The 16,135-nt window shown below is 59.5% G+C and carries 17 protein-coding genes; 12 read left to right on the forward strand and 5 right to left on the reverse strand.

Annotated elements, in window-relative coordinates:
• The first annotated feature begins 55 nt into the window (after positions 1–55).
• The 7 genes from FHX09_RS17690 to FHX09_RS17720 all read left to right on the forward strand — a co-directional run bounded on the left by FHX09_RS17690 (position 56) and on the right by FHX09_RS17720 (position 6,349).
• Positions 56–334: an acyl carrier protein gene (locus tag FHX09_RS17690; protein ID WP_007533215.1), complete on the forward strand. Its 279-nt coding sequence runs from the start codon at positions 56–58 to the stop codon at positions 332–334.
• A 114-nt stretch (positions 335–448) separates the two neighbouring features.
• Positions 449–931, forward strand: a complete 483-nt coding sequence (locus FHX09_RS17695) for a 3-hydroxyacyl-ACP dehydratase FabZ family protein (protein ID WP_007788358.1) — start codon at positions 449–451, stop codon at positions 929–931.
• Positions 928–2,124 (forward strand): beta-ketoacyl-ACP synthase, encoded by a 1,197-nt coding sequence (locus tag FHX09_RS17700; RefSeq protein WP_132592862.1) that lies wholly within the window; start codon positions 928–930, stop codon positions 2,122–2,124. Before FHX09_RS17695 ends, FHX09_RS17700 begins: the two co-directional genes overlap by 4 nt.
• Positions 2,125–2,135: 11 nt before the next feature.
• Entirely contained in the window at positions 2,136–3,422 is a 1,287-nt protein-coding gene (locus tag FHX09_RS17705) for a beta-ketoacyl-ACP synthase (RefSeq protein WP_183721632.1), read from the forward strand.
• A gap of 53 nt (positions 3,423–3,475) precedes the next feature.
• On the forward strand, positions 3,476–4,504 hold the full coding sequence (locus FHX09_RS17710; RefSeq protein ID WP_132592866.1) for a zinc-binding dehydrogenase: 1,029 nt from the start codon (positions 3,476–3,478) through the stop codon (positions 4,502–4,504).
• 4 nt (positions 4,505–4,508) lie between these two features.
• Entirely contained in the window at positions 4,509–5,444 is a 936-nt protein-coding gene (locus FHX09_RS17715; protein ID WP_184450474.1) for a lipid A biosynthesis lauroyl acyltransferase, read from the forward strand.
• 185 nt (positions 5,445–5,629) lie between these two features.
• Positions 5,630–6,349 (forward strand): PAS domain-containing protein, encoded by a 720-nt coding sequence (locus FHX09_RS17720; protein WP_007788353.1) that lies wholly within the window; start codon positions 5,630–5,632, stop codon positions 6,347–6,349.
• On the opposite strand, the gene FHX09_RS17725 is transcribed toward FHX09_RS17720, so the two are convergent.
• The 3 genes from FHX09_RS17725 to FHX09_RS17735 all read right to left on the reverse strand — a co-directional run bounded on the left by FHX09_RS17725 (position 6,350) and on the right by FHX09_RS17735 (position 7,968).
• Positions 6,350–6,703 (reverse strand): VOC family protein, encoded by a 354-nt coding sequence (locus FHX09_RS17725; protein WP_007788350.1) that lies wholly within the window; start codon positions 6,701–6,703, stop codon positions 6,350–6,352.
• Positions 6,704–6,712: 9 nt separating this feature from the next.
• On the reverse strand, positions 6,713–7,111 hold the full coding sequence (locus FHX09_RS17730) for a hypothetical protein (RefSeq protein ID WP_007788348.1): 399 nt from the start codon (positions 7,109–7,111) through the stop codon (positions 6,713–6,715).
• 68 nt (positions 7,112–7,179) lie between these two features.
• Positions 7,180–7,968 (reverse strand): helix-turn-helix domain-containing protein, encoded by a 789-nt coding sequence (locus tag FHX09_RS17735; RefSeq protein WP_132592870.1) that lies wholly within the window; start codon positions 7,966–7,968, stop codon positions 7,180–7,182.
• A gap of 126 nt (positions 7,969–8,094) precedes the next feature.
• On the opposite strand from FHX09_RS17735, the gene gndA reads away from it, so the two are divergent.
• Positions 8,095–9,546, forward strand: a complete 1,452-nt coding sequence (gene gndA, locus FHX09_RS17740) for an NADP-dependent phosphogluconate dehydrogenase (RefSeq protein WP_184450476.1) — start codon at positions 8,095–8,097, stop codon at positions 9,544–9,546.
• Between the two features lie 60 nt (positions 9,547–9,606).
• Here gndA and FHX09_RS17745 read toward each other — a convergent pair whose 3' ends face one another.
• Both FHX09_RS17745 and FHX09_RS17750 read right to left on the reverse strand, forming a co-directional pair.
• Complete coding sequence (locus FHX09_RS17745; protein ID WP_007788341.1) at positions 9,607–10,164, reverse strand: cysteine hydrolase family protein; 558 nt, start codon at positions 10,162–10,164, stop codon at positions 9,607–9,609.
• Positions 10,165–10,239: 75 nt separating this feature from the next.
• Complete coding sequence (locus FHX09_RS17750) at positions 10,240–11,280, reverse strand: LacI family transcriptional regulator (protein ID WP_132592874.1); 1,041 nt, start codon at positions 11,278–11,280, stop codon at positions 10,240–10,242.
• Between the two features lie 454 nt (positions 11,281–11,734).
• Between FHX09_RS17750 and FHX09_RS17755 the strand changes: the two genes are divergently transcribed.
• The 4 genes from FHX09_RS17755 (at position 11,735) to FHX09_RS17770 (ending at position 16,104) form a co-directional block, all read left to right on the forward strand.
• Positions 11,735–12,970, forward strand: coding sequence for an ABC transporter substrate-binding protein (locus FHX09_RS17755; RefSeq protein WP_007788337.1), 1,236 nt, complete (start codon positions 11,735–11,737; stop codon positions 12,968–12,970).
• 214 nt (positions 12,971–13,184) lie between these two features.
• Complete coding sequence (locus FHX09_RS17760) at positions 13,185–14,087, forward strand: sugar ABC transporter permease (RefSeq protein WP_007788335.1); 903 nt, start codon at positions 13,185–13,187, stop codon at positions 14,085–14,087.
• Positions 14,080–15,015, forward strand: a complete 936-nt coding sequence (locus tag FHX09_RS17765) for a carbohydrate ABC transporter permease (protein WP_132592876.1) — start codon at positions 14,080–14,082, stop codon at positions 15,013–15,015. Before FHX09_RS17760 ends, FHX09_RS17765 begins: the two co-directional genes overlap by 8 nt.
• Before the next feature lie 3 nt (positions 15,016–15,018).
• Positions 15,019–16,104, forward strand: coding sequence for an ABC transporter ATP-binding protein (locus tag FHX09_RS17770; protein WP_007788333.1), 1,086 nt, complete (start codon positions 15,019–15,021; stop codon positions 16,102–16,104).
• Positions 16,105–16,135: the final 31 nt, after the last annotated feature.

Genomic DNA, 16,135 nt, shown 5'->3' on the forward strand with positions numbered 1-16,135 from the left:
TTGAAATGGATTTGCCTATGAGGAGGGTCAAATCGTCATTTCAAGAGGTAAAGGCGTGACCGCTACATTCGATAAAGTTGCCGACATCATTGCAGAAACCAGCGAGATCGATCGTGATACGATCAAGCCGGAGAGCCATACGATTGACGACCTCGGTATCGACAGCCTCGACTTCCTCGATATCGTCTTTGCGATCGACAAGGAATTCGGCATCAAGATCCCGCTCGAGAAGTGGACGCAGGAAGTCAACGAAGGCAAGGTTTCCACGGAAGAATATTTCGTTTTGAAGAACCTCTGTGCCAAGATCGACGAGTTGCGCGCCGCCAAGGCCTGATTGACATCGTCATCTTTTTCTCCGCCCTGCCGCTGTTAACCATGGCGGCCGGGCGGTTTCGTTCCTAAGTAGGTCTAGCCTCAGGGCGAGGTGCCCTTGTGGCCGGAGGATTCGATGCTACTGGAATACTTCCAGATGATTGACCGCATCGAGGCGGTCGACCTTCATAACGGGACGCTCAAGGCACGCTCGATCGTGCCGGCGAAAAGCCCGGTCTTCGAAGGTCATTTTCCCGGTATGCCGCTGGTTCCCGGCGTGCTGCTGATCGAAACGATGGCGCAGGCATCCGGCATGCTCGTGCTGGCGGCAACTGATTTTGCTGCAATGCCGTTCCTGATGTCCGTCGACGGCGCCAAGATGCGTACCTTCGTCGAACCGGAGGCGGTGCTGGATATCGAGGCATTTCTCGAGCACGACGGCTCTGGATTTGCGGTAACCAAGGCGAAGATCACAAGCGGCGGCAAGAAGGTTTGCGACGCGCAGCTGAAGCTGCGGACCCTGCCTTTCAGCGAGGTTCCGCTCGGGGATATCGTCAAGAAGCGGGCCGGCGAAGTTGGCCTGATGGATGCGATCGCTGCGCAGGGAGTGAATGGATGAGCAAGGCTCACAATGATGTCGTGATCACGGGCGTCGGCATTGTAACGTGTCAGGGCGTCGGCAAGGAGCCGCATATCGCGCTGCTCAATGCCGAAGGTGCGCCGCAGACAGTGGTCGAGCTTGAGAAGTTCAAGCCGTATCCGGTTCATCCGCTTCCGGAGATCGACTGGTCGCAGCAGATCGCCAAACGAGGCGATCAACGGCAGATGGAAAACTGGCAGCGCATCGGTGTTTTCGCAGCCGGCCTTGCCCTCGACGACGCCGGCTTCAAGGACGATGCGGAAGCCTGCGGCTCCATGGATATGATCGTCGCGGCTGGCGGCGGCGAGCGCGACATCAACGTCGATACGCTGATCGTCGACGAGGGCCTGAAGCGCAACGACCGTGAGGTTCTCCTGAACGAGAAGCTGACGACGGAGCTCCGTCCGACGCTCTTTCTGGCGCAGCTGTCCAACCTGCTTGCCGGCAACATTTCCATCGTCCACAAGGTAACGGGCTCTTCGCGAACCTTCATGGGTGAGGAATCTGCTGGCATTTCTGCGGTTGAAACGGCCTTCTATCGCATCAAGTCGGGTGAATCGACGCATGCCCTGGTTGGCGGAGCCTTCTCGGCGGAGCGTCTGGACATGGTGCTCTTGTTCGAAGCGATCAACGTCCACAGCCGCAACGAATGGCAGCCGCTCTGGTCGCGCGATCAGGGCGGTGTCATTTCCGGTTCCCTCGGCGCATTCCTCGTTCTGGAGTCGCGCGCCCATGCTGAGGCACGCGGCGCGCATATCTACGCGTCGATGTCCTCCATCGAAGGCGATCGCGGCAATCGCAATCCCGGCAGTCTCGAGAAGCGCCTCGAGCGATTGCTGGAAGCCGCAGTCGACGTTTCGCCGGAAAGCACGGCGATCTTCTCCGGCTCGACAGGCATTCCCGACTTGGCGGGGCGCGAAAAGGCCGTTCTCGAACGTCATCTGCCAGGCGCGGCTATCCGCGGTTTCGGCGGTGTGACCGGCCATGGACTTGAGGCGCATTTCACGCTCGGTCTGGCGCTGGCGGCATTGGCGGTGGACAGTAAGGCAAAGGTCCCGGTCTTCGACCCGATCCACGAAAGGCCGATGGGCGCCGCGACCAAGGCAGCCATCGTTACGACAGTCGGTCACCAGCGCGGCGAAGGCGTCGCGGTTCTTTCCGCGGAAGCGTGAGGAGTGTGCAAATGAAAGATTCGGCTTACAAGGATCACCTCGGCCGCCCGATCGTCGCAGTGACGGGTGTCGGTATCATTACCTCGCTGGGGCAGGGCCTGAAGGACAACTGGTCGGCACTGACGGCCGGTACCTCAGGCATTCATGCGATCAATCGCTTTCCGACCGAGGGGCTTTCGACCCGCATCGCTGGCACCGTCGATTTCATCGACGTTCCGGTCGCAAACGCCGTCGAACGCTCCTATGCGTTCGCCCGGGAAACCACGATCGAAGCGCTCGCCGATGCTGGCATCAGCAGTGATTTTGATGGACCGCTGTTCCTGGCTGCGCCGCCGATCGAACCGGAATGGAGTGCGCGTTTCGAACTCGCAGACCGTTCGCCGCCGGCCGACCACGCCGGAGACGCCTATGACCGGTTCCTCGCTGCCATGCGCCAGCGGCCGGATGCTGCTTTCCACGAGGCATCGCTGTTTGGTGCAATATCCGAACGCCTTGCTGATCGCTTCGGCACGCGCGGCCTGCCGGTGACGCTATCGACCGCCTGCGCATCGGGCGCGACTGCGATCCAGCTCGGCATCGAAGCAATCCGCCAGGGCCGCACGTCGCGGGCGCTTGCTGTGGCGACCGACGGCTCGGTAAGCGCAGAGGCACTCATCCGCTTCTCGCTGCTTTCGGCTCTCTCCACACAGAACGATCCGCCGACCAAGGCCTCCAAGCCGTTCAGCAAGGATCGCGACGGCTTCGTTATCGCCGAAGGTGCCGCTACCCTGGTGCTGGAATCGCTCGAGGCGGCTGTTGCGCGGGGCGCGAAAGTTCTCGGCATCATGAAGGGCGCTGGCGAAAAGGCTGACTCCTTCCATCGTACCCGTTCATCTCCGGATGGCGGACCGGCGATCGCGACGATCCGGGCCGCGTTGGCCGATGCCGGCATGGGAGAGGGCGATATTGGCTACATCAACGCCCACGGCACCTCGACGCCTGAGAACGACAAGATGGAATATGCCTCCATGCTGGCCGTGTTCGGCGAGCGGATGGCATCCATTCCATTGTCGTCGAACAAATCGATGATCGGCCACACGCTGACGGCCGCCGGCGCGGTGGAAGCGGTGTTCTCGCTGCAGACGATGCTGACCGGCACGCTGCCACCGACGATCAACTACACCAACCCCGATCCCTCGATCGTTATCGACGTGGTGCCGAACAAGAAGCGGGAGAGCCAGGTCAGTGCCGTGCTTTCCAATTCCTTCGGCTTCGGCGGGCAGAACGCCAGCCTTGTCATGGCGCTCGAACCGGCTTAAGCGGTTCCGACAAAACATCGAGATAGAACGCCCTCGCGGCGAAGGACTTTGCCATGCGCGCTTTGCAGCTAATTGACGATCGCAAGCTTGAGATCACCGACCTGCCGGAACCCGAGGCCCCGGGCGCAGGCGAGGTTACGCTGCGTGTCAAGGCGGTCGCTCTCAATCACATCGACGTCTGGGGCTGGCGCGGCATGGCTTTTGCAAAGCGCAAGATGCCGCTCGTCATCGGCGCCGAGGCTTCGGGCGTTGTCGAATCGATCGGACCGGGCGTTGCCAACGTGCTGCCTGGTCAGCTGGTCTCGATCTACGGTGCGCGCACCTGCGGCCTCTGCCGTCCATGCCGTGAAGGGCGCGATAATCTCTGCGAACATGTGTCCGGCGTTCACGGTTTCCATCTTGATGGCTTCGCGCAGGAGAAGGTGAACCTGCCGGCGCGCCTGCTCGTTCCGGCCCCTCCCGGCGTCGACGCGATTGGCGCCGCACTTGCTCCCGTAACCTTTGGAACGGTCGAGCACATGCTGTTTGACAATGCGAAGCTTGAGCCCGGCGAGACCATCCTAGTTCATGCGGGCGGTTCCGGCATCGGCACGGCGGCGATCCAGCTGGCCAAAAAGATCGGCTGCACCGTCATCACGACTGTCGGCTCCGACGACAAGATCGAGAAGGCCAAGGCGCTCGGCGCCGATCACGTTATCAACTATCGCATCGACCGCTTCGAGGGTGTTGTCCGCAAGCTCACCAAGAAGAAGGGCGTCGATGTCGTTTTCGAGCACGTCGGCAAGGACACATGGGCAGGTTCGATGCTCTGCATGAAGCGCGGCGGTCGCCTCGTCACCTGTGGTTCGACATCGGGTGTCTCGACAGAGATGAACCTCATGATGCTCTTCCAGCAACAGCTGAAGCTGCTTGGCTCCTTTGGTTGCCGCATGGAGAACATGGCTGATGCCATGCAGAAGATGGGGCGCGGACTGGTCCATCCTGTCATCGACACTGAAGTCGGATTCGACGATATCGATCGCGCATTGGAGCGGATGGAATCGCGCCAGATCTTCGGCAAGATCATCCTCAAGATGGATTGAGCCCTTGAAGCTCTTCATCACTCGGATCGTCCTTGCGATCAACCACTTTCGCCAGTGGTTGATCGCGCAGATGATGTTTGGTTTCCTGAACCTCCTAAAGCTGTTTCCAGCTGACGGTGCGGTCAATTTTGCGGATCGGCTGATGCGAAAGCTCGGCCCGCGCGTAAGGCGCCACCGGCTGATGCTCACCAACCTTCGCAATGCTTTTCCTGAGAAAAGCGAGGCGGAGATCCAGGAGATTGCGTTGGCGAGCTGGGGGAATATGGGACGTCTCGCCGCTGAGTATGTGTTTCTCGACCGCCTATTCGATTTCGATTATGAACGCGAGGAACCGGGCCGGGTCGAGGTTTCCGGCATACCGATTTTTATCGATCTGCTCGAAAATCCGCGCCCATTTATCGTTTTCACAGCGCACACGGGCAATTTCGAGCTGCTGCCAGTGGCTGGCGCGGCGTTTGGTCTCCATGTGTCTGTGCTATTCCGCCCGCCGAACAACCCCTATGTCGCGCAGAGAGTCTTCGATTTTCGCAGCGCGCGCATGGGCAGGCTGGTGCCGTCTCATGCCGGCTCGTCGTTTGCCTTGGCGCGGCAGCTGGAAGCCGGGCAGGGCGTTGGTGTCCTGGTCGACCAGAAGTTCCGCAAGGGCCTGAAGACGAAGTTCTTCGGGCTCGATGTCAAAACCAACCCATTGCTGGGAAAGCTTGTCCGTCAATTCAATTGCGAGGTCTATCCGGCACGCTGCATCCGGCTTCCGGGCAATCGCTATCGCCTGGAAATCGAGCCGAAGCTTGAGATGCCTCGAGATGCCAACGGTAATCTCGATATGGTCGCGACGGCGCAACTCCTGAACGACAAGGTGGAAAGCTGGGTGCGGGAGTATCCCGAACAGTGGCTCTGGTATCACGACCGCTGGAAGATAAAACACGACGTGCTGAAGTAAACGCTACCCCATCCTTACATCTTATCATTGAAAAACAGGGGCGTGCGTTCATTGAATATGAACGTGCGTCATGTTACCGATTGCCATCAAGGCGAGTGGCTAGGCGTCGGCGGTTTCAACTTCCGTAACGCAAAGCTCAGCCGATCTCTCGGTCGCATTCTCTTAGGGAATGCATTGGAGGCGTCTTGCTAGGGCTTTTTCGGGCGTTCTCATTGTGTTGTGCGCAGATCGATGCTGCAATTGCTGCAGGCGATGATGCGCGTGTGAACATGCTCGATTGCTCAATCGAGCCTCTTGTCGACGCAATCCTCGGATACCCAGCCGTGAATATTCTCGAAGTTCATACGCAGCTCGAGTTCGTCGGCTGCCTTATCGACCAGTATGCCGAGGACAGCGAGTCGGTCCGCGGTTATGTCGCACTGCTTTCCGAGCTCATGGAAAAGTATTTCGGCGGCGCAGCGCCCCGCTGGCGGATGCCGCCCGTCGAGCGGCGGCCTGTGGCTGCCCCCCTTGCGTTTACGCCGAATGTTGACAATGGCAACTTCTTGAACGCTGCAATCCTTGATGCCATGCCGGACCGTGTCGCGGTGCTGACAAGGGATTATCGCTATCTCTATTCCAACACCGTCAACTCGACCTATCTCCGCAGGAAGCCGATCGATATGATCGGTCGCCACCTGATCGAGTTTATTGGTGAGAAGCGCTTTCACGAGGGCGCGAAGGCAAGGCTCGACGCTTGTTTTGCCGGGCGCGGGAGCGACTACGCTTACGAGCGCGGCGACGGCGACGCCGTAAAGACGGTTCGCTGCCGCATGTCGCCATTGCGGGATTCTTCAGGAAGTGTGATCGGGGCCCTGATCATCCTGCAGCATACAGGAGCGAAGGCGTCGACCGTTATCGTTTGATCAGTTCTTCGTCCAAACGGCAAGCTCATATCCATCCGGATCACTGAAGTGAAACCGGCGTCCGCCAGGGAACCCGGTGATTGGCTTCACTATGGATCCACCGGCACGTTCCACGCTTGAAAGGGCGGCTTCAAGATCGTCTGCGTAGAGGATGACGAGAGGTCCGCCGGTGCGCGGCGTGCCCAGCGTCGTAAAGCCGCCCTTGAGCCTCCCGTCATCGAATTCGCAGTATTGTGGGCCGTAGTCGGTAAAGGACCAGCCGAAAGCCTTGCCGTAGAATGCCTTAGAGGCTTCTATATTGCCGACGTTGAATTCGACGTAGTCAATGCGTCGGTTGTCCACTGCTGCAGCCACGATCGCCTCCTATGCTTCCATCAATACCTTCAATGCCGCCAGATCTTTCGCGATATGGGCGGCATCTGCTTCGAACTGTTCGTCCGTCATGCCCGGGATGCGCAACAGCGTGAACATGATCTCGCAACCATCGCCGTTCGGTACGATCCGCAGCGCGTTGTAGACCCGCAGCCCGCTCTCGATCGTCACTGTATGGTCGATGACGCCGAACTCGTTGTGCGGGACGAAACTGACCTTCACCGTGCCGAGCGCGCCGGTGGCAATCCAGTCATCGCCGCTCCGCTCCAGCCCTGAGGCAAGTCCGGACGCCCAGAGCGGCATGTTTTCAGGTGCGGCGGCAAAAGCATAGACGTCGCGCCAATTCCGGTCGATGGAGCGGTGGATGATCCTTGCGGGCATCGTAGACATGGCGATTCCTGTGTTGCTCGAAATGGAGATAGCAGAACAGTCGGCTTCGTATTGAAGAAAACGGACGCTCAGCCGGCTATCTGCTGCTGAAGCTGCATGGGCGTCAGCGTGGAAATTTCGCGTGCATCGCGGGTCATATGCGCCTGATCGGAGTAGCCGGCCGCCACTGCCAGCGCTGCGAGCGGGAGGGCCTTCTTGCTGCGGCAAAGGCTGAGCATGCCCTGAAACCGGCGAATTCGGGCGAGCGTCTTCGGTCCGTAGCCGAAATGGGTGTAGCAACGGCGGCGAAGCTGGCGCACGCCGATGGAGAGGTCGTCGAGCATCAGATCGGTGACGTTCCTGCACGGCGAAATGTCACTTGCCCGCGCAAATACCGAGGCCATGTCCCTTGCCGGCGCCGCACGTTTGGCGACCTCCTTCTCAAGTGCTGTTTCTAACTGCGACAGCCGTTCGTCCGAATGGGCGCAGGCACCTAGCAATTCATTCAATCTCAGCGCCGCCGCTCCCCAGAAATCGTCCAGAGGAATAGATTGGCCGACGATGTCGCAGAGCTGCACTTTGAGCCATTCAGCCGCCGCACCCGGGGCAAAGCGCGCGCCCACTATCTTCTCGCCGCTGGCGAGGGACGGGAAGGCACTGCTACGGTCCGGCCCGGCGACCAGAAGCCTGCCACCCATCCAGACGATGTCGCAGTAACCGTCCGGAACGATCGCAATTCTGCGATTGGGGCCATCATGGATATCGTGCGACCACAGGCAGCAAAAATGCGCCTCAAGCACAGGTGAGGGCGCGTGCTCCCTGTAAAGGCCCGCGCGTGCGGCCAGAAAGGCGGCCTCCTGTCGTGCTGTACGGCCCATCAATCTTCTTCCCCCTGCGTCTAAGAGAGAATATGGCTTAGTTTGTAATGCGGGCAATACGAGGCCGATTCGAAGCCGAATCGAACTTGCCGTTTGAGCCAGAGAGTGCCACAACACCGGTCCAAAATGACTCATCGGAGGTGTATCGTGGAAAAGGCAGAAATCGGGCTCATCGGCCTTGCCGTCATGGGTTCCAACCTGGCGCTCAACATTGCGGAAAAAGGCAACAAGATTGCCGTCTTCAACCGCACTCCTGAGAAAACGGATGAATTCTACGAGAGCGCCGGCGATCTGAAAAAGCAGATCATTCCCTGCAAGACGATCGAAGAGTTCGTCGAAGCGATCCGCCCGCCGCGTCCGATCATCATCATGATTAAGGCCGGCGAGGCCGTCGATCAGCAGATGGAACTGTTGCGCCCGTATCTGTCCAAGGGCGACATCATGATCGATGCCGGCAACGCCAACTTCCGCGACACAATCGCCCGCTTCGACCGCCTGAAGAACACCGACCTGACCTTCATCGGCATGGGTGTCTCGGGCGGCGAGGAAGGGGCACGTCATGGTCCTTCGATCATGGTCGGCGGCACCGAGGACTCCTGGAAGCGCGTTGAGAAGGTGCTGACCTCGATTGCCGCCAAGTACAACGACGACCCTTGCGTTGCCTGGCTCGGCAATGACGGTGCCGGCCACTTCGTCAAGACGATCCACAACGGCATCGAATATGCCGACATGCAGATGATTGCCGAAATCTACGGCATCCTGCGCGACGGTCTTAGCAAGAACTCGCAGGAGATCAGCAAGATCTTCGGCGAGTGGAACAAGGGCCGCCTGAACTCCTATCTGATCGAGATCTCCGAAAAGGTCTTGGCGGCGACCGATCCGGTTTCCGGCGGTTCCATGGTTGACATGATCCTCGACAAGGCTGGCCAGAAGGGCACCGGCAAGTGGTCGGCGATCGAAGCCCAGAACATGGGCATCCCGGCAACCGCGATCGAAGCCGCCGTTGCCGCCCGCAGCCTGTCGTCGATGAAGACCGAGCGAGAGGCGGCCGAAAAGATCTTCGGCAAGCCGGAATACAAGTTCCCGATCGCTTACGGTCCGGAACTCAACAAGGATCTGGAACTGGCGCTGTTTGCGGCCAAGATCGGCGCCTATGCACAGGGCTTCGCCGTCATGGCGGAAGCCTCGCGCGAGTTCAACTGGTCGCTGCCGATGCCTGTCATCGCCAAGATCTGGCGTGCCGGCTGCATCATCCGCTCGCAGTTCCTCGACGAAATCACCTCTGCCTTCACCAAGGCTCCGGATGCGGCCAACCTAATCGTAACGCCGGCTTTCTCCGAGATGGTCAAGGAATCTTTGCCGGCGCTGCGCCGCGTGGTTGGTGCAGCCCTGCAGGCCGGTCTGCCGGTTCCGGCGCTCACCTCGGCTCTGACCTACTTCGATGCCTATCGCCAGGGCCGCGGCACCGCCAACCTGATCCAGGCGCAGCGCGATTTCTTCGGCGCGCATGGCTTCGATCGCCTCGACGGCAAGGACTTCCACCACGGCCCGTGGGGCAGTGGTGCTTCAACGTTCTAAAACGGCTTGATGAAGCCAGCCGGGTACGCCCGGCTGGTCTCGGACCTGAAAAGTGTCGCTTCAGAAGCGAATATCCGCCATCGGGCGAACCAGGATGCGGGCACTGCCGGCATCGAAATCGTCGAGCGTTTCATTGTGATGCGCGACGATATCGGCGAAGTTCAGCGTATCAGAATCGGCCGTCGTATGGCCGTCGCCAACCAGCGTGACATCATAACCCAGCGACACTGCACGCCTGACCGTTGTGTCGACACAGAATTGCGTCATACAGCCGCCGACGATCAGATGGGTCACGTTGCGTTCCGCCAATCGGTCGGCAAGATCCGTTTCGAAAAACGAGTCCGAGCTCTTCTTGTGAACAACGGTATCGCCTTCGGCAGGAGACAGTTCCGGCCGGATGGCCCAGCCGTCAGTGCCAACCGCCAGGCGGTGACCGGGATCGCCGTCGTGCTGGACGAGCACGACCGGTGCCCCCTGGCGATGGGCCTCGGCACGAAGCGACTGGAGCCGTGAAACCGTTTCATTCAGTGCCGCATCGATGATGGGTTGACGCTCGGGGCTGCATTTTCCCGCGAGAATGGCGTTTTGAACGTCGATGATCAGCAGTGCCGTAGTCATATCCAGTGCGTCTCCGCTGTGACTGCTTGTACCTCTGCCGCCATCGGATTGAGGTGGCGCGGTGATGGCGATGGTCTACTTGACTTTCCGCGACCAAACGGGCTGGCTGATGCTTTGCAGCAACTCCGGTTCGATGCCGTCGATGCGGGCGATAACCGCCTTCGCCATCTCCCGCCCGGCGTGGCGGACGTCCTCATAGGCGGTGATGATCTCGGGACGGATCCAGTTGAGGATCGGCGCCGATTCCTTGGAGACCATGTCGACATCCCGGCCAAGCCGCTTGCCAGCGGCCTCTATACCGGCGTTGACGGCGATGGCGGCACTTCCGGCGGAGCAAACGATTCCATCCGGCGCATTCGGCGCGCGCATCATCACCTCGACGGCATTGCGGATTTCCTCCAGCGGGTTGTCGATCGTGACGCGCAACGGCACTTCCTCGGCGCCGTAGTCATGCAGTCCCGTCTGAAATCCGATGCGCATGTGCGTGTAGTATGTGAGCTTGCTTGGAGGCTGGAGAAGGGCAATGCGCTTGCGGCCTTTGCCGACCAGCTTCTCGACGGCCTGATGGGCGAACGCCTCGTTGTCGAAGTCGTGAAAGGGGTGGGTAAGGCCGGCATCGGTGCGCCCGTGCGTCGCAAAGGGCATGTTGTGTTCGGCGAGCAGCCGGACCCGCGCATCGTCGGGCTCAATGCGGGAGATGATGACGCCGTCCGCCGATCCCGTTTCCAGGATGTAGCGCACCGGCAGCATCGGATCCTTGCTGTGGGAATGCGGCGTGACGACGATGTGATAGGGCGTGCCCGTCAGCACTTCCGAGATGCCGAACACCATTTGGCTGCTGAAGCCCATGATTTCTTCATCGATGCTGAGGACCAGCGCAATGACGTTGGTCTTGCCGGTTCGTAGGCGCACGCCGGCCCTGTTGGGCTGATAGCCGAGCTGGCGGGCGACCATGCGAACCCGTTCCTTGGTTTCCGCGCCGATGTCAGGGGCATCCTTGAGGGCGCGCGACACCGTCGTCACGCCGAGCCCGGTCATGAAGGCAATCGTTTTCAGTGTCGGCCGCTCTCGAGTTGCCTCGGAGGCCACTCCTGCAAAATTCGCTTTGTTTTCCATCCCTCTAGGCCGTCCTGCGCGTTTTGGTCCCGCTTATAGAGTCTTTTCGAAGCGCTGTAAGCATAAAGAACGCAATCGCCGCTCCTCCCGTAAGGAGCAAAATCTGTAACGATACAGTAGAAATGTCGAGGGCTTTCTATCATGGCGTTGCGGCCACTACTCGCGATGATTGCATATGTCGATTTTGCTCGGATTTTTTGCGGTTGCGAACAGAAATCTTGGTTTCGCAGGCCTAATATGGCAATAAAACATATCTATATCAATATGCTAGTATTGGCGTGCAAGTGCTCAATCTGTTGGCTAGAATGGCGCCACGGTGTTGAAAATACAAGCATATCAACAGTCATTGGTAGCAAATGCCCCTCGAAAAGAAAATTTTGGAGGCGAGCTGTTGCACCCAAATATCGATTGAACTAAGTTTTTCCGGCAACGTTTCAGTGAGGGAGGAGAACTCATGAATTTTCGTTTGATGGCGGCTGCACTTGCCGCTTCCGTAGTGCTGCCGCTCGGTGCGGCCAGCGCGACCGATCTTGAAGTCACCCATTGGTGGACATCGGGCGGCGAAGCTGCTGCCGTGGCGGAGCTCGCAAAGGCATTCGATGCGACCGGCAACAAGTGGGTCGACGGTGCAATCGCCGGCTCCGGCGGTACTGCGCGTCCGATCATGATCAGCCGCATCACCGGCGGTGACCCGATGGGTGCGACGCAGTTCAACCATGGCCGCCAGGCGGAGGAACTGGTCCAGGCTGGTCTGATGCGCGACCTGACCGACGTCGCCACCGCCGAGCACTGGAAGGACATTATTCGTCCGTCGAGCCTGCTCGATTCCTGCACGATCGACGGCAAGATCTATTGCGCTCCAGTCAACATTCACTCCTGGCAGTGGCTGTGGCTTTCGAATGCAGCCTTCAAGAAGGCCGGCGTCGAAGTGCCGAAGAACTGGGACGAATTCGTCGCTGCTGCTCCGGCGCTTGAGAAGGCCGGCATCGTTCCGCTCGCCGTTGGCGGTCAGCCGTGGCAGGCTGCCGGCGCGTTCGACGTGCTGATGGTTGCCATCGCCGGCAAGGAGACGTTCTACAAGGTGTTCAAGGAGAAGGACGCGGAAGCTGCCGCTGGTCCGGAGATCGCCAAGGTCTTCAAGGCTGCCGACGACGCTCGCAAGATGTCGAAGGGCAGCAACGTCCAGGACTGGAACCAGGCAACCAACCTCGTCATCACAGGCAAGGCCGGTGGCCAGATCATGGGTGACTGGGCACAGGGCGAGTTCCAGCTGGCCGGCCAGAAAGCCGGTACCGACTACACCTGCCTTCCGGGCCTCGGCGTGAATGAAATCATCTCCACCGGTGGTGATGCCTTCTATTTCCCGCTGCTTAAGGATGAAGCCAAGTCGAAGGCGCAGGATGTCCTCGCCAAGACGCTTCTCGATCCCAAGACGCAGGTTGCCTTCAACCTGAAGAAGGGCTCGCTGCCGGTTCGCGGTGACGTTGACCTTGCAGCCGCCAACGACTGCATGAAGAAAGGTCTCGACATCCTGGCCAAGGGCAATGTGATCGAAGGCACGGACCAGCTTCTGTCGGCGGACAGCCAGAAGCAGAAGGAAGACCTCTTCTCCGAGTTCTTCGCAAATCCGTCGATGACGCCGGAAGCTGCTCAGAAGCGCTTCGCTGAAATCATCGCTTCTGCCGACTGATCGTTGCATTCCGATGCTGTTGCGATCCGGCTCCGTCTGACGGAGCCGGATTTGCCCGGAACTCCCATCGTGATCCGGGTGGCGGCAGCGCTCGCGACTGACACGCGCTGATGCGCGATCGTCCGGTCTCGGTACGGGAGTGAGAAGAGGAGGCGACCGGCAGACGGTTCGCCGCTCTGGATCACAGAGGAATTGCGATTCAGGAGGAATTACAATGACGGGTCAAGCGAAAGCAGGCCGGCCAAGTCAGCTACTGCGCAATCTGAATTCGAAGATTGCATCCATCCCCATGATCCTTACCGCCCTTGTTATCTTTCTCGGCGGCACGGTCTGGACGGTGTTCTATTCATTCACCAACTCGAAGCTCCTTCCGCGGTTGAGCTTCGTCGGTTTCGATCAATACAAGCGCCTTTGGGCTGCTCCGCGCTGGATCGTCTCCATCGAGAACCTCGCTGTCTACGGCGTTCTCTCTCTTATCTTCAGCCTGGTGATCGGTTTCGTGCTGGCGGCGCTGATGGATCAGAAGATCCGGTTCGAGAATACGTTCCGGACGATCTTTCTCTATCCGTTCGCCCTGTCCTTCATCGTGACGGGCCTTGTGTGGCAGTGGGTGCTCAACCCCGAATTCGGCGTCCAGTCGGTGGTGCGCTCGCTCGGCTGGACGAGCTTCACCTTTGACCCGCTCTATACGCCAAGTATCGTCATCTACGGCATCCTGATTGCCGCCCTCTGGCAAGGCACGGGTCTTGTCATGTGCCTGATGCTCGCCGGTCTGCGCGGTATTGATGAAGACATCTGGAAGGCTGCGCGCGTCGACGGCATCCCGATGTGGAAGACCTATCTCTTCATCGTCATTCCGATGATGCGGCCTGTCTTCATCACGACGCTCGTCATCATCGCCAGCGGCATCGTCAAGGTCTATGACCTCGTGGTGGCGCAGACCAGCGGCGGTCCCGGCATCGCGTCGGAGGTGCCCGCGAAATACGTCTACGACTACATGTTCCAGGCTCAGAATCTGGGGCAGGGCTTTGCTGCCTCGACCATGATGCTGATCACCGTTGCGATCATCATCATTCCCTGGGCCTATCTGGAATTCGGAGGGCGTAAACGTGCCTGATGCTATTGCTCTCAAGACTGCCGATGGTCGCATCTCCGACAAGTCCGTCTCCGGCCCTAGCGGCCCGAAGCCGAAGCGGGTGATCTCTCCGCGCAACATCATGCTCTACGGCACGCTTTTCGTCGCCGCGGCCTATTACCTGCTTCCGCTCTACGTGATGATCGTGACGTCGCTGAAGGGCATGCCGGAAATCCGGCTTGGCAACATCTTCGCACCGCCGCTCGAAATCACCTTCGAGCCCTGGGTAAAGGCGTGGGCGACCGCCTGCACGGGTCTCAACTGCGATGGCCTCTCGCGCGGCTTCTGGAATTCGGTGCGCATCACGGTTCCTTCGGTGATCGTCTCGATCGCCATTGCCTCTGTCAACGGCTACGCGCTCGCCAACTGGCGATTCAAGGGATCAGAACTCTTCTTCTCGATCCTCGTCGTCGGTGCATTCATTCCCTATCAGGTCATGATCTATCCGATCGTCATCGTGCTGCGCGAGATCGGCATCTACGGAACGCTGACGGGGCTGATTGTCGTGCACAGCATCTTCGGCATGCCGATCCTGACGCTGCTGTTCCGCAACTACTTCGCGTCGCTGCCGCAGGAACTTTTCAAGGCTGCGCGTATCGACGGGGCAGGCTTCTGGCAGATCTTCTTCAAGATCATGCTGCCCATGTCGCTGCCGATCTTCGTCGTCGCCATGATCCTGCAGGTCACCGGTATCTGGAACGACTTCCTGTTCGGTGTCGTCTTCACAAGGCCTGACACCTATCCAATGACCGTGCAGCTCAACAACATCGTCAATTCTGTCCAAGGCGTGAAGGAATACAACGTCAATATGGCCGCAACTATCCTCACGGGTCTGGTGCCGCTCGTTGTCTATTTCGTGTCGGGACGACTTTTCGTCCGTGGCATCGCCGCCGGCGCAGTGAAAGGCTGATCCATGAATTCGAGCGTTTCCATCAGAGATCTTTCGTTGAATTTCGGCGCGGTCAGCGTGCTCAAAGACCTCAATCTCGAAATCAACAACGGCGAATTCCTCGTACTGCTCGGCTCTTCAGGCTGCGGCAAGTCCACTTTGCTGAACTGCATCGCCGGTCTGCTCGATGCGTCGGACGGTCAGATCTTCATTAAGGGCAAGAATGTCACCTGGGAGGAGCCCAAGGACCGCGGCATCGGTATGGTGTTCCAGTCCTACGCGCTCTATCCGCAGATGAGCGTCGAGAAAAACCTGTCCTTCGGTCTTCAGGTTGCCAAGGTGCCGCAGCAGGAAATCGACAAGCGCGTTGCGCGTGCCGCCGAGATCCTGCAGATCCAGCCGCTCCTGAAGCGCAAGCCGGCCGAGCTTTCGGGCGGCCAACGCCAGCGCGTCGCGATCGGCCGCGCCCTGGTGCGCGATGTGGACGTGTTCCTGTTCGACGAACCGCTGTCGAACCTCGACGCCAAGCTGCGCTCGGAACTGCGTGTCGAAATCAAGCGTCTGCACCAGTCGCTGAACAATACGATGATCTACGTCACGCACGACCAGATCGAAGCGCTGACCTTGGCCGACCGCATCGCGATCATGAAGAGCGGCATCATCCAGCAACTCGCCGATCCGACGACGATCTACAACAAGCCACGCAATCTCTTCGTTGCCGGCTTCATTGGATCGCCGTCGATGAATTTCCTGCACGGCGAGATCGCCAAGCAGGGCGACCAGACGTTCTTCACTGCCAACGGCGTGAATTTCTCTGTCGCAGACTATGAAACGCCCGAAGTGCTGCAGGCCGGGCGCAAGGTCATCCTCGGCGTTCGTCCGGAGCATGTGAAGGTCAACGAGAATCTCGGTGCTGAGGTTCACGATGCAACCGTCGACATTGAGGAACCGATGGGCGCCGATAACCTGCTCTGGCTGAAGCATGCCGGCCACACGATGTCGGTGCGCATCAATGGCGCACGCCGCTTCAGCCCGGGCTCGGCTGTCAAGCTCGGCTTCGACATGTCGCTGGCGTCGATCTTCGATGCCGAGACCGAGCTTCGCCTTTAGAAACCGCAATGCGGGCGGAGCTTCGGTTCCG

This window comes from Rhizobium sp. BK538 (assembly GCF_014197575.1).
Lineage (GTDB): Bacteria > Pseudomonadota > Alphaproteobacteria > Rhizobiales > Rhizobiaceae > Rhizobium.

Coding starts and splice junctions, on each gene's coding strand:
- FHX09_RS17755 (WP_007788337.1), top strand. CDS start 11,735: ATGAATTTTCGTTTGATGGCGGCTGCACTTGCCGCTTCCGTAGTGCTG.
- FHX09_RS17770 (WP_007788333.1), top strand. CDS start 15,019: ATGAATTCGAGCGTTTCCATCAGAGATCTTTCGTTGAATTTCGGCGCG.
- FHX09_RS17695 (WP_007788358.1), top strand. CDS start 449: ATGCTACTGGAATACTTCCAGATGATTGACCGCATCGAGGCGGTCGAC.
- FHX09_RS17735 (WP_132592870.1), bottom strand. CDS start 7,968: ATGGGCCGTACAGCACGACAGGAGGCCGCCTTTCTGGCCGCACGCGCG.
- FHX09_RS17700 (WP_132592862.1), top strand. CDS start 928: ATGAGCAAGGCTCACAATGATGTCGTGATCACGGGCGTCGGCATTGTA.
- FHX09_RS17745 (WP_007788341.1), bottom strand. CDS start 10,164: ATGACTACGGCACTGCTGATCATCGACGTTCAAAACGCCATTCTCGCG.
- FHX09_RS17705 (WP_183721632.1), top strand. CDS start 2,136: ATGAAAGATTCGGCTTACAAGGATCACCTCGGCCGCCCGATCGTCGCA.
- FHX09_RS17760 (WP_007788335.1), top strand. CDS start 13,185: ATGACGGGTCAAGCGAAAGCAGGCCGGCCAAGTCAGCTACTGCGCAAT.
- gndA (WP_184450476.1), top strand. CDS start 8,095: ATGACTCATCGGAGGTGTATCGTGGAAAAGGCAGAAATCGGGCTCATC.
- FHX09_RS17750 (WP_132592874.1), bottom strand. CDS start 11,280: ATGGAAAACAAAGCGAATTTTGCAGGAGTGGCCTCCGAGGCAACTCGA.
- FHX09_RS17710 (WP_132592866.1), top strand. CDS start 3,476: ATGCGCGCTTTGCAGCTAATTGACGATCGCAAGCTTGAGATCACCGAC.
- FHX09_RS17730 (WP_007788348.1), bottom strand. CDS start 7,111: ATGTCTACGATGCCCGCAAGGATCATCCACCGCTCCATCGACCGGAAT.